Raw genomic sequence first — 12,845 nt, 5'->3', positions numbered from 1 at the left:
ACCAGGTAAGGAACCTCGACAATCAGATGGGACGGCGGCGGGTTTTGTTCCCACTGCCCCGAAATTTGTTCATCTGCTTCAGTGATGTCTCTCGTGGAGAGCACTCATCCTTGCTGCTCGTCGACCGGCAGGCCGATCTCGGATTCCGCGGATCGTCCGAGGCGGGCGTTGTTGCGTTCGTCGAGCACTCGGTCGATCACAGATGTCGAGATGGGGAAATCCGGGCCTTCTGCGGTGCGGAGATACGCTCGGATATCAGCCAACATCATCAGCTCTTCATCGAAGCGATCAGTCATACGGGCAGTATGCAGCAGAAATCTCCCATCGGCGCCGTCGCGGAGGATCCATCCGAACACAGGCCTTCTCAGCGCCTTCCGAATCGAAGGTGGGGATCCGCTGCGCGGCGGGTGTGATCCGCGTTCGTCAGGTGTGCGATCACCCGCCTGGATGTGGCTGCTGAATTTCGTTCGGGTTTCGGGGGAACTTTCCGCTCGTTGTGCGCATCTGACTTTGTGAATGCACCGCACAAACTGTGCGCTCACCTCGGATAAGGTTTTGTCCGCGAGGCGGACGGCTCGCTTCCCTGGGCGGGTGGTTGGGCGATGACACGTCGTGCACCGGGTGGGACGAGCGATGGAGGGGGCAGAAGGTGGCGGAGTCCGACGAATCTGCGGTTGTCGCAGCGGACGCTGGCAGCGACATGAGCAGCCAGACGGAATCCACCTTGGCCGGTGCGACGAAAATCCTGCGCACGTACGGCTTCACGGCGACAGCCGATGCCGCGGCTGCGAAAACGTCCGGCGGGCACGATCAGCGGACCGTGGTGGTGGTCGGTGAGGTCAATCGAGGTAAGAGTTCACTGGTCAACGCCCTCGCCGGGGTTCGGGGTGTCTCACCTGTCGATGTCGATGTCACCACGTCTGCAACGATCTCACTGGTGCCCGCTGGTGCTGAACATCCGCCAGGTTCGGCGGATCTGGTGTTCCCCGGCGCGGTACGCCGCATCGGATTCGACGAGGTCGCGGACTGGGTCAGCGCCGTGGGCCGTCATGTCGCCGACACACAAGGCGAGGTGCTCCCGACCCGGGCGATCGTGCCCGTTTCCTCCCCTCATCTGCAAGGTTTCGTCGTCGTCGACACCCCCGGATCCGGTGGACTCGATGCAGTCCGTGCGCAACTGTCGGTGCAGTCGGCGCAGCAGGCCGGTGTCATCGTGGTCGTCTGCGATGCCACCTCCCCGCTGACCGCACCGGAGATGGAGTTCGTTCGAACCTGCACTGCGACCGTGGAAGCGGTGATCGTGGTGGTGACGAAAACGGACAAGAATCTGCGCCGGTGGAAGCCGATCGTGGAAGAAAACCGCCGCCTGCTTCGTATTCATCTGCGCCGCACCATCCCCGTGCTCGGGGTCTCGAGTGTGCGCGCTCTCGCGGCCGCCGACATTGCAGATCCGATACGCCGAGGCGCCGCCGAGGACGCCTCCGGGATCACCGCTCTCCGCACCCTCATTCAGAGCTCACTAAATTCGGACCACCGCGCCCAGGTCGACGGCCTGCGGACCGCGCTCGAAGGGCTGCGGAAAGTGCACGCGAAGATCACCGCGGACATCGCCGTCACCGAAGAAGGCGCCGGCGCGCTACCGGAATTGGAGGCGCAGCGGGACCGGCTCACCGAACTGAAAGCGCAGTCGACGCAGTGGGAGCAGTACCTCGGCCGAGACCTCGTCTTCGCCCGCCAAGCTGCCTTGACGAGCCTCGAGGAACAACTCGACGGCGTGAAATCGAAGTGGACAGACCGGATCAACTCCTCCGGCATGGAAGTACTGCGCAAGAACCCGCAGGTCTTCACGAGTGAGATCGAAGCGGATCTCCTTGCCGCGATGACCGCGGCGGTGCAGGTGTTCCTCGATCAGCTGCGGGGCATCGTGATGCCGCTCTTCGATTCCGAAACCGTGTGGCAGAGCATCGAAGTCGATGTCATCGCCTCCATGCAATCCGACCCCCTCACGACCGGTCAGGTCGGTAGCAAGAAGCAAGGCCTACTCGACCCGAGTGTGTTGACAATGGGCATGATCGGTACCTCGATGCTCGGCGCTCTGATCGGAGTCGGGGCGATCGCCGGCGTCGTGTGGGTCGGGGTGAACCTCGGTTACAAAGCGATGCGAGCAGGAAAGACGAACCTGCTGACATGGCTGCGAGAGACCGTGGCGACCGCGAAAGTCAGTACTTCGCGGATGCTCGAGGGGGCGTTGGCGCTCTCGCGGCCAGAAATTGTGATCCGCTACCGCGAGCACCTGCGCGCCAGCATCGACGAGGTGCAGCAACAGATGACCGACGCGAAGGAAGCTGCGCGTCTGGACGGCGCGACGCGTGATGCGACGCTCAAGCGCCTCAACAACAACTTGCGGGTGGTGACGGCGCGGTCCTCGGAAGTGGAGAACCTCATCACCCGACTGTCCACGCCCACATCAGCATCCGCACCGGCCACAGCGGTGTCCGACTCGGAGAAGGCGACGATTTCATGAACTCAACGCTGGCATTCGTCTTGATTGTGCTGGTGGGTGCCGGAGGCGTCGCCGCCGGCTGGATGCTGCGCACCGCCCGAACACCCGCCACCGCCGACCATGACAACGGCGCCGGGTATGGCCCACTTGTTGTCACCGCGCCCGCACCTGCTGCGGTCCCACACGGGATGTCGATAGATGCGGATCGGCGCCTGGTCAACTCTCTGATCGGTATCCACGACCTCGACGGCGGCATCTCCGCCCGTGAACGGATCCGCGAAGACCTCGCGCAGGTAGACGTCCACATGCTCGACGCCGCCCCTGGTGCCCTCTTCGACTCTGCGCACCACAAGGCAGTCTCCGGCGCGGTCGCGGCCACCCCGGAGCAGGTCGGCACCGTCGCTGCCCTGGTCCGGCCCGGCTGGGTCGGCCCCGCTGGGATCATTCGGTTCGCCGAAGTCGTTGTCTACATCGCGCCGACGGACCCGATGCCCGTATGAGTACGTCGTACCCGCCGAATGCCGCGCAGTTCGACCGGCAACAAGCGGTCCGCACTGCTCTAGACCGCGGCCTGCACTCCCTCGCCGGACTCGGTGGGGATCTCGTCGATCACGCCAACCGCATCGGTGCGATCTTGTGGTCGCCGCCGCGGGTGGTGATCGTCGGCCGCCTCAAGGCAGGTAAATCGACACTGGTCAACGCCCTGATCGGGGCGCCGGTTGCTGAAACCGCAGCCTTGGAAGCAACCCACGTCGTTACCGTCTACCAAGCGGGGGCACCCTCACGTGCCGAACTCGTCGACCTCGACGGTGAGCGCCGCCCGATCCCACTCGCCGCCGGTACCTCCGTGAGCATCGATGCCGATGCTGCGGACATCGCCTACGTGCACCGGTACCTGCCTACGCAGTCACTGGCGAATCTGACCCTCGTCGATACTCCCGGGCTCGCGACACTGACCGTGGCGAACGAAAACCGCACCAGGGCGGCCTTGATCGACGGGTTCGCCCAAACCCGCGCCGCGTCCGTCGACGCAGACGGTGCCGTGTTCCTCTTCGACAGCGCCCCGCGAGCCGACGAGATCGAATTCCTGCGCCAACTCGGGTTCACCCCACTCAACACCCTCGGTGTGCTCTCCCGCGCAGACAGTTTCGGCGAAGGCGCACTGGGGCAACGTAACCCGATCGAACACGCACACGCTCACGCTCAGAAGCTCGCGCAGCGCCTGGCGCAGTCGGTGGCCACCGTGGTGCCGGTCGCGGGTCTTCTGGCAGAGAGCAGCCACACCGGGCAGGTCACCGAAGCCGACGCAATCGCCCTGCACACCCTCGCATCGATGAACACCTTGGAGTTGATGGACGTCCTCGAATCGGAAAGCCCCGAACGGCTCGGGCCAGTGATGCGCGATCGCCTACTCGATCTCCTCGGCGAATACGGCGTCCTCGGCGCCCGCACCGTCGCGGGGCAGGGCGCGCACGCGGTGAACCGATGGCTCACCGAACATTCCGGGATCACGCAAGTGAAGTACCTACTCGAGAGTGCACTACAGGATTTCGCGGCGCTGCACCGCGCGGATCGGATCCTCACCGAACTCGATCTCCTCGCCGTCAATCATCCTGCCCGCGAGCACGTCCGCACCATCACCGACTGGGTGCGCAACGATCCGGCGATGCACCCTGTGCTGTTGTATCGAGCACTGCGCGGGATGCTGCTCGCTGACCCGCACGCGCCCGTCGTCAACGAACTGACGCGACTACTCTCCGGCCGGACCGACGCCGAACGGCTCGGTGTGCACCCCGAGACCAGCCCCGGGCAGCTCGCCCACTATGCCGGGGAACGATTGGTTCACGTTCAGCGGCAGGCGATTTCCACGCGCACCGCCGCAGAGGACGCCGCTTTGGCGGAACTGGTTCGCACGTACACGAGCATGCGGAGGCAGGCATGAACACACCACACGACAACCCACCCCCGGCGCCAGGGTGGGTTCTGGCAGTCGACTTCGGAACCTCCAATACTGCTGCCGCGCACACCGGAATCCGCTCCGGAGCACCGGAAACTCTGCCCCTGACGCACCAGGGCAACCTGATGAGCTCGGCCGTATTCGTGGAATCGCCGACCGCAATCGATGTCGGCGACGTCGCCTTGAACCGTGCCGAAACGAACCCAGCAGCGTTCATCTCCTCCCCCAAACGCGTCGTCGGCCAAGGCACGGTGCACGTCAACGGCTACGACATTCCCGCCTCGTTGCCCGTCGCGGCAGTGCTGCGGTTCGCCCTCGATCGAGCGACCGGAGTACACCGCGGCCAACCACCGGCCAGGCTGGTCTTGACTCACCCAGAAGGATGGGCGCCGCGCGAAATCGAGGTTCTCCGCGAGGCGGCCGCAGCCCTGGGATACCAGAACGACTCGGTGGTAACAGTGTCCGAGCCGCGTGCGGCCGCCCACTTCTACACCCGCACCGAACACCTCGCGCCAGGCGCGAAGATCGCGGTCTTCGACTTCGGCGGTGGAACCCTGGATGTCGCCGTCCTCACCGCCACCAGCGCCGACACGTTCGAGGTCATTGCTGCGCGCGGTGACAACAGCCTCGGCGGAAAGAATCTCGATGCGCTCGTGCGCCGTTGGGTCGATATTCAACTGCAGGACGAGAACCCCGAGCTGCTGCACTTTCTGCGGACCGCCGCACCGGCACACATCCTGCGGACCCTCGACGACTCCATCCGCCGCGCCAAAGAACTCCTCTCCTCCACCGAGTCCGCGACGATCTCCGTAGTGGACAGCCGGCACGACCGCCGCGAATCCCTCACCCTGACCCGCGGCGAGTTCGAATCGATCATCGCTCCGGAAATCGAGCGCGCAGCCGCCTTGACCCATGCCGCTCTGGTGGACGCAGGGCTGAGCGGACCACAAGGGTTGACGGCGCTGTACCTGACCGGCGGATCATCCCGGATCCCACTGGTGCAGAGCCGGATCGCCGCGCTCGGTCCGATCGCAACTCTCGACGATCCGAAAACAGTGGTTGTTCAAGGTGCACTAATCGCCACCACACGATCGTCTGCTGCACCGACCGGTGCGGTTTCCTCGGGCACTTCCGCTGGTGCAGGTGTGCAATCGCCCACACGAGCGCCGTTGTTCGGGGAATCTGCCCGTACCGGCAGCGTTCCCACTCACAATCCGCACAGCTCGCAGTCCTCGCCATTCGAGCCCGCGGTAACCCCCGCGTCGCAGTCGTCGAAGTCCCGCTCACGCGGTGTCCTCATCGGTGCCGGAATGCTCGTCGTACTCTGCGCTGTCGGAGCAGCGGTATGGCTGTCGGCCTGGTCGAACAACGACACCACCACGCACAACGCCTCGCCCATCCGCACGGTGAACACCGCGCCCGGCACCGCTGACGACATCACAGCGGTCCAGGACCGGACCACCGAATACCTCGCCGCCGTCAGTGCCGGGGACAAAGCCACAGTCGAATCCATGCGTTGCGCCGGCTACGTCACCGTGACAACGACCCCGGACGAAGCCCCCGCAACGGGCACTGTGACGATCACGGTCAAGGAATTCATCTCCTCGAACGTCGTCGGCGACAACGCCTCCGTCCGTCTGCGGATCATCACAGAAAAAAATGGCACGACCGACGAAGGTGTGGTCCTGGTCGAATACGTCCGCGAAGACGGCCAGTGGATGTTCTGTTCCGTCACCGACCAATAACGCCCACACCCACAAGCCAAGACTGACCGCAGCGCGGCACAGAAGAAATCACAGGAAAGAGACACATCATGTCGGGTTGGATGCTGAGCGTCGACTTCGGAACATCGAATACCGCCGCCGCGCACACCGGTGTTGTCACCGGAGCAGTGGAAACTCTCTCTCTGACCCACCAAGGCAACCTGATGAGTTCGGCCGTATTCGTGGAATCACCAGCGACCATCGATGTCGGCGACGTCGCCCTGAACCGGGCCGAAACGAACCCAGCAGCGTTCATCCCCTCCCCCAAACGCGTCGTCGGCCAAGGCATGGTGCACGTCAACGGCTACGACATCCCCGCCTCGTTGCCAGTCGCTGCTGTCCTGCACACCGTGATCGGGCGCGCCACCGCCGCCCACCGTGACCAAGCGCCCTCCCATCTGGTCCTGACCCATCCCGAGGGTTGGTCACCACGCGAGGTCGGGGTGCTGCTCGACGCTGCAGCCAGGGTCGGCTACGGATCCGGACACGTCAGTACCGTCTCCGAACCCCGGGCCGCCGCGCACTACTACTCACGCACCGAAACCATGCCCGCAGGAACGAAGATCGCGGTGTTCGACTTCGGCGGCGGGACCCTCGACATCGCCGTCCTCACTGCAACAGATGCCAATTCGTTCGACATCATCGCCGCCCGCGGCGACAACAGCCTCGGCGGAAAGAACCTCGACGCGGTACTACGAGGGTGGGTCGATCACATGCTCAATGACCGCAATCCCGACCTGCTGCACTTCATCCGCACCTCCGCGCCCTTGCACGTCACCCGAAGTCTCGACGACTCCATCCAGCGAGCCAAGGAACTGCTCTCCTCGAGCCCGTCAGCGACGATCACGGTCAACGGAAACGGACATCAGGAAACACTGTCCATCACCCGCCCGGAATTCGAATCCCTCATCGCCGCAGCCGTCGACCGTGCAGTCGCCTTGACGCGACAAACACTCACCGATGCGGGCATCACTCATCCGAGTCAGCTCTCGGCCCTGTACCTGACTGGTGGTTCGTCACGGATCCCACTGGTCCATCAACGACTCGCTGCCCTCGGGCCGATCGCGACGCTCGACGACCCGAAAACAGTTGTCGCCCAGGGCGCGCTCATCGGTGCTGGGGTTCGACGTGATTACCCCAACCCGCGGCTCGCTGCGCCTGGCAGCGGAGCAAGCCCGAACGCCCAACCCGCCCCCGGGCAGATGCAACCCGCCTTCACTCTCAACGCCACCACCCAAAGACCTCACACGTCGAACCCGTCCAGCTCCAAGAAACTCAAGTATCTTGCCGCCGGCGGCGCTCTCGTCGTCATCGGCGCAATCGTGGCAGCCGTGATCGTTCTGCACCCGTCACCGGGCAACTCGAACGTGGACAATCCAGCCGCCGCTGGCAGCACATCCTCAACGACCACAACTGCCGGACCGGTCACCGACGCCGACACCGTCAAAGCGGCCCTCCCCACAGCTTTGAGCAGTGCCTCCGAAAACTGCCGGCAATCAACCTTTACCACCGACGGTGCTCTCGTGATCAGCTGCGATATCAAGAAATCCAACCAACTCGCTGAAAGCTTCTCCGAGTACGGCAATCGCTTCACAGCCAGCCTCGACCTGAAACAAGCGAAAAAGACACTTCTCGGATACCGCGAATACGACTACGGGAACTACACCCTGGTCGAAAACGACGCCCGCACAGCAGGAGTCAACATCAGTGACGGCGCCACCGGACAAGTATCGGGAAGTTACGTCAACATGGAAACCGGCCTCACAATCGACGTCTACAGCATGACCGACAGCGCTGCTGTCACTAGCTTCTTCAAAAAGACAGGGCTCCTCTGATTGTCCGGTCCACCAAAAGCCGAGCCACACAGGACGAATGTTTGACCACCACGACCGCGATTCCCACATCCCGAAGGACTCTTCCCACCCGCGCCTCACCTCGCACGATCACGCTCGCCCGGCCGGCACTCCACCACATCGTGAACAGACGAAGCCATCGCCACGGACGAAGAACCAACCGGCGCTCGAAGCAAAGAGACGAGACGTGAGAAGGCCGCCAGCTTTCGTCTCGACTGTGCCCGCCGCGCATCACGAAGTGCATGGGCAGATGATCCGTTGGCGGTCATACCAAGTTCCTCACTCTCCGAGGAGGGCCGGGTCTGTACCGTCGCCACGCACCCGACGTATTCGGATCGTGTGACAATCGGGGCGAGGTGGAAGCCCGCCGCCCGGCGAGTGAGCAACCGGAGGGCAGGCCCTGCGCGGACGAACTGACCACTCAGAATCACCGCAGCGACAAGATGTTAGCCAAATTCGAACCCGAAATGCCAGTTTTCCTGCAGTGCTCAGTGTTTGGGATCTTCGTTCACTGTTCCGACGACAGACGTGGAGGTCAGGAGTGCACACTGAATGAGGGGTGCATCCGCGAATCCGTCGATGACGGCACTCAGAGGTCCGCGAGGAGCGATTACAGGACAGGCGGGCAGTATGGCGGTGGTGCACCCCGATATCGGACACGCGGCGTACGTGCCGAACCAAGAGACGATGAAACCCGAATCCGAAATGACCGTCGCTCAAGGTGGCGACCCCACCAACGAAAACCCCTGGTGATTCAGCCGATACCGAGTCAGAGGTCAGCGCCGTACCCGTGGATGCGATGACCGCTGAGTGTCCATCGCGGCATCGGCGTAGGAGCAGCATCCTGAGTCGGTGTCGGAACGACTCGACTAGCCACCGAGCTTTTCGCACCATCACGACAGAAGTACTGTCGTCAAAACTCACGCACCCCGGGAGAATTCAGTAAGCAGCGCCACACCGATATCGAGTCCACGAATCCATGAAAAAATTCAGGCCATGCGGACAGGATTCGGAGCGTGGATTCGTGATCAGATCGATGCTCGGGGCTACGAGAGCACCGAGGAGGCTGCCCGGGCGCTAGCGGTGTATCCGTCGTTGTTGCGTCATTGGGCAACGATCGTGCGATCGCCGTCCCCGCAAGTTCTTCGGCAGGTCGCAGTGTTGTTCGATGCGCCCATACAAGACGTGCTGATCGCCGCCGGCTACATGACCGAAGAAGAGAACCGCCCTCTCTCCCCGACCAGGATGTCGCTGCAACAAATGTCGAACAAGCAAATCCTCGACGAGATACGCCGCCGCACAGTAGGAGACACCGGAGGACCCCCTATTCCAGTGCGAGTGAACGGAGTACTTCACACCCCGGACGGATGGACCAGCACACCTTAGGCATTCCGCCCCTCGGTTCGTTCGCTGTATCGAGACCAGTTGCTAGCAGGCCGAGTCGTCCTGCCGCTCGTCGGACGCACTCTCACTGCCGCGCCGGCAAGGGAAGCAAGCAGTGAGTGGGCAGAGCAGACCACGTAGGGTCTTCGGCAACCGCACCCCGACGATCGAGGCGATCACCCGGTCCCAACAGAACCAAGTTACTGCAGATCGAGGTGCAGCCGCAGCGCGTCCTCGAGTGCGGCGAAAGTCTCCATCCCGACCTTGCCGACAGGTTCAGGATCCAGACGCCGAACCGATACCGACCGCACTTGCTCCGCTTGCGCTTTCGACGCTCGCGCCAAACCTGACTCGTCGGACTCGACAATCACCTGAAACGGAAACACGTGCGCAGTATTGGTAGTCAACGGCACCACGGTGATCACGCCCCTGCCGAGATTTTCTGCAGTAGCGTTGGCCCGGTCGTTGCTCACCACCACCGCCGGTCGTCGTTTCGCCGCTTCACTGCCCTGCGCCGGATCGAGATCCACCCAGTGAATGTGTGCGCGTCGAATCATTCCGTGTCTGCCGTGACAGCGTCCCACACTTCATCTACGTCACCTTCAGCAAAGGCTGCAGCGTAGTCACGTTCGAGTCCGGACGTCGAGAGTAGGCGAAGCGCGGCTCGAATTCCTGCCGACCGGCCACGAAGTCCGTGATCACGCACATACTCGTCGAGCAGGTGCGCATCCTCGTCAGGGATACTTATGGTAAATTTCGTGGTCATACTTTAAGCGTACCAAAGTATGATCTGGCGGTAACCCGGTATCAGCAACACAGCTCAGCCAGTAAGACAAACCCGGTTCGAAGGAAGCAGCAAATTGGCTCAAAGGCGTCCATACCGAACTCTTCCGTCGTATGTACGACGAACCGATTCATCCTGCAAACCGGTGACTCGAGAGTGATCCCGTTCTCCATGCCGACGCCGAGACATACCAGGCCAACATCGCCCGATTGCTCGCCCGCGGGGCGTACCGGGAACCTGCATACGATTTCCGCCGCACCGACCACAGGACACTTCGACCTGCGCTTCCGGGGTGTTTGCTAGGCGACCGCCAAACAGCCTCGGGCAGCAGGGTCTGACGCTGCTCTTGCCGAATGGACTCGCAAAGCGTTCCGGGATTCCGATGCGCCCTATTCTGCCGGCGTCAGGTCGTCGTCGTTCGCGAAGATCAGGCGCCCGTCATCGAGTGCGATCGCCCACCGCTGCACCGGAGCCCAGTCCCGCCCCACCGAACAGCGGTCGATGACCATGTCCTCGTAGTCCTCGATCACCACACCCGTGCATGCCACAGTGCCACCGGCATCGGAGTCTGACACCGTGATTCGCACACGGGAACCTACTGCAGTCACATCTTTGCTTTTGCCGTTTTTGTCGGTCATCTTCCTAATACTGGCAGAGCAACTTCGCGGCAACCGCGTTCGGGGCTCAGCGACGCGGGTAGCCGGTATCGCGGTCGGAGCCGGTACCGCAGTGGTGTTCCGCTTCGTGCTGCGGACAATCATCACCAGGAAATAAGCTACTGCGCTGGTCAGCGGCGCGGAATAACTCTACGGCAGTCTTCGTTGCAGAGGCTGTCGGTGTTCGATTCTTTGCCCCGGGTACCACCCCAGAAATGCCGCTTCGAGCGGCCACTTGCCGAGAGGCGCAAGGCGGGCACCGACCCTGTGAAGCCGCTGGACGCCTTTTCGGTGCCGGCGGCTTCGTCAACTCCGTCGGGAGACCGACGATTCGTCGCGGGCTGTGTGCATCACTTGCTTGCTGCGAAATACGCGACCGCGACTGAGACTGCATCGGATCGTGTTGCCACGACGGTAAGCCATTCCCGGCGTGCTCAATTCGGATAGACGGCAATCTCAATGAGATTGCCATCCAGATCCCGACAATAGTGCGACACCATCTCTCCGAGGGCACCTAGCTTGGTCACGGGCCCGTCGAGCACCTCCACCCCACAGCTCTCCAGATGGGCACTGACAGCATCCGGCGAGGCCGACGTGACGAAGCACAAATCCTCGGAACCTGCCGCCTCGACGGCACCGGTGGTCCAGCCCGGGTCTTGCTCCACCGTTCCGAGAGGCCTCAAATTGATCTTCTGATTTCCGAACTTCACTGCAGTGCGTGCCGTGGGGCCGAATCGCTCGATCGTCATTCCGAGTACTGTCGCGTACCACCGGGCTGTGGCATCGACGTCACGACAGTTGATCACGATGTGGTCAAACCGCTCGACCGAGAATCCCATGGTTGTGCACCTCATTCATCACCATAAACAACACCAGTAAGTCACCCTATCGCGACGGCCCTACCAGCGTTCTCGCACACGATGCCCCGCTTCGAGCGGCCACTTGCCGACAGGCGCGAGACGGGCATCGACCCTGTGAAGCCGCTGCACGCCCGTGTCGGTGCCGGTGGCTTCGTCATGTCCGCAGGGGGCTCAGCGACAGGGCGGCAGACAGCAGTCACACCCACCTGCACGTTCCCTCCGCGTCGTCGAGATCACTGAGCCCCGGGCGAGATTCGGGATGATGATGTCGAATATGTCCGATATAACTGCCATATTCGGCGCAGGGCTGAGTGAAGAACGAAAGGGGACATGCCGTGCCGGACGACATGAGTGTGGGGCCGACGACGAAATCCGGTGCCCCGCACCGGGTGGGAGGATTTCTTTATCGCCGTGAGGGCGATCGGTGGGAGTGGTCGGACGCCGTCGCTCGGATGCACGGCTACGAGCCTGGCGCGATCGTCCCGACGACGGAATTGATTCTCTCCCATAAACATCCCGAGGACCGGCCTCATGTCGCCCAGACGTTGGAGGCGATCCGCACTTCCGGGGGCTCGTTCAGCAGCCGGCACCGCATCGTCGACACGAAAGGAAGGACACGCTCGATGGTCGTGGTCGGGGACCGGCTCGTCGACGAGTCCGGCGAGATCATCGGCAGTTCCGGCTTCTACGTCGACGTCACCGAAACTCTCGGCGAAACGGTCAAGGAATCGGTGGACGAGTTGGTCGCCGAAATCGCCTCCTCTCGCGCGGCGATCGAGCAAGCCAAGGGCATGTTGATGCTTGTCTACGCGATACCGGCGGACCGAGCGTTCGATGTCCTCACCTGGCATTCACAGGAAACGAATATCAAGGTCCGCGATGTCGCAGAGCGCCTTCTCGCCCGAGTGGCGGCTGACTTCGAGGTCCCCGCAGCTGTCCGCACCCACTTCGATCATGTCCTGTTGCGTAACTGACAACAGCGCTAAGCTCGTGTGACGGCACATCGACTGGGTTGTTGATGCGCTGATCATTCTTCTCGAGTGCAACCACCACGCTCCCACCACGGCAGTTGGTCGCATCCGACCA

Annotated in this window: 13 protein-coding genes; 8 read left to right on the top strand and 5 right to left on the bottom strand. The window is 62.8% G+C overall.

The window, feature by feature from the left end; translation table 11 throughout:
• Nucleotides 1-104: 104 nt before the first annotated feature.
• A complete protein-coding gene (locus tag ACN50D_RS12010) occupies nucleotides 105-296 on the bottom strand; it encodes a hypothetical protein (protein WP_211922004.1) in 192 nt (63 codons plus the stop codon).
• Nucleotides 297-649: 353 nt separating this feature from the next.
• Between ACN50D_RS12010 and ACN50D_RS12005 the strand changes: the two genes are divergently transcribed.
• The 7 genes from ACN50D_RS12005 to ACN50D_RS11975 all read left to right on the top strand — a co-directional run bounded on the left by ACN50D_RS12005 (nucleotide 650) and on the right by ACN50D_RS11975 (nucleotide 9,462).
• Entirely contained in the window at nucleotides 650-2,524 is a 1,875-nt protein-coding gene (locus ACN50D_RS12005) for a dynamin family protein (protein ID WP_211922002.1), read from the top strand.
• Nucleotides 2,521-3,003 carry a hypothetical protein gene (locus ACN50D_RS12000; RefSeq protein ID WP_211922000.1) on the top strand — a complete coding sequence of 161 codons (483 nt, stop codon included), beginning with the start codon at nucleotides 2,521-2,523 and terminating at the stop codon, nucleotides 3,001-3,003. Before ACN50D_RS12005 ends, ACN50D_RS12000 begins: the two co-directional genes overlap by 4 nt.
• Entirely contained in the window at nucleotides 3,000-4,445 is a 1,446-nt protein-coding gene (locus ACN50D_RS11995; protein WP_211921998.1) for a GTPase, read from the top strand. The genes ACN50D_RS12000 and ACN50D_RS11995 overlap by 4 nt, the downstream gene beginning before the upstream one ends.
• Nucleotides 4,442-6,205: an Hsp70 family protein gene (locus ACN50D_RS11990; protein ID WP_211921996.1), complete on the top strand. Its 1,764-nt coding sequence runs from the start codon at nucleotides 4,442-4,444 to the stop codon at nucleotides 6,203-6,205. Before ACN50D_RS11995 ends, ACN50D_RS11990 begins: the two co-directional genes overlap by 4 nt.
• 68 nt (nucleotides 6,206-6,273) lie before the next feature.
• Entirely contained in the window at nucleotides 6,274-8,058 is a 1,785-nt protein-coding gene (locus tag ACN50D_RS11985) for an Hsp70 family protein (RefSeq protein ID WP_211921994.1), read from the top strand.
• Nucleotides 8,059-8,628: 570 nt separating this feature from the next.
• The gene (locus ACN50D_RS11980) at nucleotides 8,629-8,829 is read left to right on the top strand and encodes a hypothetical protein (protein ID WP_211921992.1); all 201 of its coding nucleotides are present in this window, start codon (nucleotides 8,629-8,631) and stop codon (nucleotides 8,827-8,829) included.
• Nucleotides 8,830-9,072: 243 nt separating this feature from the next.
• Nucleotides 9,073-9,462 carry an XRE family transcriptional regulator gene (locus ACN50D_RS11975; RefSeq protein ID WP_211921990.1) on the top strand — a complete coding sequence of 130 codons (390 nt, stop codon included), beginning with the start codon at nucleotides 9,073-9,075 and terminating at the stop codon, nucleotides 9,460-9,462.
• Nucleotides 9,463-9,659: 197 nt separating this feature from the next.
• On the opposite strand, the gene ACN50D_RS11970 is transcribed toward ACN50D_RS11975, so the two are convergent.
• The 4 genes from ACN50D_RS11970 to ACN50D_RS11955 all read right to left on the bottom strand — a co-directional run bounded on the left by ACN50D_RS11970 (nucleotide 9,660) and on the right by ACN50D_RS11955 (nucleotide 11,738).
• Nucleotides 9,660-10,016, bottom strand: a complete 357-nt coding sequence (locus ACN50D_RS11970; RefSeq protein ID WP_003943396.1) for a type II toxin-antitoxin system PemK/MazF family toxin — start codon at nucleotides 10,014-10,016, stop codon at nucleotides 9,660-9,662.
• On the bottom strand, nucleotides 10,013-10,225 hold the full coding sequence (locus ACN50D_RS11965; RefSeq protein WP_039972906.1) for a ribbon-helix-helix domain-containing protein: 213 nt from the start codon (nucleotides 10,223-10,225) through the stop codon (nucleotides 10,013-10,015). The genes ACN50D_RS11970 and ACN50D_RS11965 overlap by 4 nt, the downstream gene beginning before the upstream one ends.
• Before the next feature lie 407 nt (nucleotides 10,226-10,632).
• Complete coding sequence (locus ACN50D_RS11960) at nucleotides 10,633-10,881, bottom strand: hypothetical protein (protein ID WP_211921989.1); 249 nt, start codon at nucleotides 10,879-10,881, stop codon at nucleotides 10,633-10,635.
• A 452-nt stretch (nucleotides 10,882-11,333) separates the two neighbouring features.
• On the bottom strand, nucleotides 11,334-11,738 hold the full coding sequence (locus ACN50D_RS11955) for a VOC family protein (RefSeq protein ID WP_007728182.1): 405 nt from the start codon (nucleotides 11,736-11,738) through the stop codon (nucleotides 11,334-11,336).
• 368 nt (nucleotides 11,739-12,106) lie between these two features.
• Between ACN50D_RS11955 and ACN50D_RS11950 the strand changes: the two genes are divergently transcribed.
• Nucleotides 12,107-12,733: a PAS and ANTAR domain-containing protein gene (locus tag ACN50D_RS11950; RefSeq protein ID WP_212633802.1), complete on the top strand. Its 627-nt coding sequence runs from the start codon at nucleotides 12,107-12,109 to the stop codon at nucleotides 12,731-12,733.
• Nucleotides 12,734-12,845 lie beyond the last annotated feature (112 nt).

It is taken from the genome of Rhodococcus sp. SB1D (assembly GCF_048573875.1).
Lineage (GTDB): Bacteria > Actinomycetota > Actinomycetes > Mycobacteriales > Mycobacteriaceae > Rhodococcus_F > Rhodococcus_F qingshengii.
Note: the sequence above shows the minus strand (reverse complement) of the source record. Positions and strands in the feature narration are given on the sequence as shown.

Excerpts from the sequence above, each read along its gene's own strand:
- ACN50D_RS12010 (WP_211922004.1), bottom strand. The coding sequence starts at position 296 with ATGACTGATCGCTTCGATGAAGAGCTGATGATGTTGGCTGATATCCGA.
- ACN50D_RS12000 (WP_211922000.1), top strand. The coding sequence starts at position 2,521 with ATGAACTCAACGCTGGCATTCGTCTTGATTGTGCTGGTGGGTGCCGGA.
- ACN50D_RS11995 (WP_211921998.1), top strand. The coding sequence starts at position 3,000 with ATGAGTACGTCGTACCCGCCGAATGCCGCGCAGTTCGACCGGCAACAA.
- ACN50D_RS11990 (WP_211921996.1), top strand. The coding sequence starts at position 4,442 with ATGAACACACCACACGACAACCCACCCCCGGCGCCAGGGTGGGTTCTG.
- ACN50D_RS11985 (WP_211921994.1), top strand. The coding sequence starts at position 6,274 with ATGTCGGGTTGGATGCTGAGCGTCGACTTCGGAACATCGAATACCGCC.
- ACN50D_RS11980 (WP_211921992.1), top strand. The coding sequence starts at position 8,629 with ATGAGGGGTGCATCCGCGAATCCGTCGATGACGGCACTCAGAGGTCCG.
- ACN50D_RS11975 (WP_211921990.1), top strand. The coding sequence starts at position 9,073 with ATGCGGACAGGATTCGGAGCGTGGATTCGTGATCAGATCGATGCTCGG.
- ACN50D_RS11970 (WP_003943396.1), bottom strand. The coding sequence starts at position 10,016 with ATGATTCGACGCGCACACATTCACTGGGTGGATCTCGATCCGGCGCAG.
- ACN50D_RS11965 (WP_039972906.1), bottom strand. The coding sequence starts at position 10,225 with ATGACCACGAAATTTACCATAAGTATCCCTGACGAGGATGCGCACCTG.
- ACN50D_RS11960 (WP_211921989.1), bottom strand. The coding sequence starts at position 10,881 with ATGACCGACAAAAACGGCAAAAGCAAAGATGTGACTGCAGTAGGTTCC.
- ACN50D_RS11955 (WP_007728182.1), bottom strand. The coding sequence starts at position 11,738 with ATGGGATTCTCGGTCGAGCGGTTTGACCACATCGTGATCAACTGTCGT.
- ACN50D_RS11950 (WP_212633802.1), top strand. The coding sequence starts at position 12,107 with ATGAGTGTGGGGCCGACGACGAAATCCGGTGCCCCGCACCGGGTGGGA.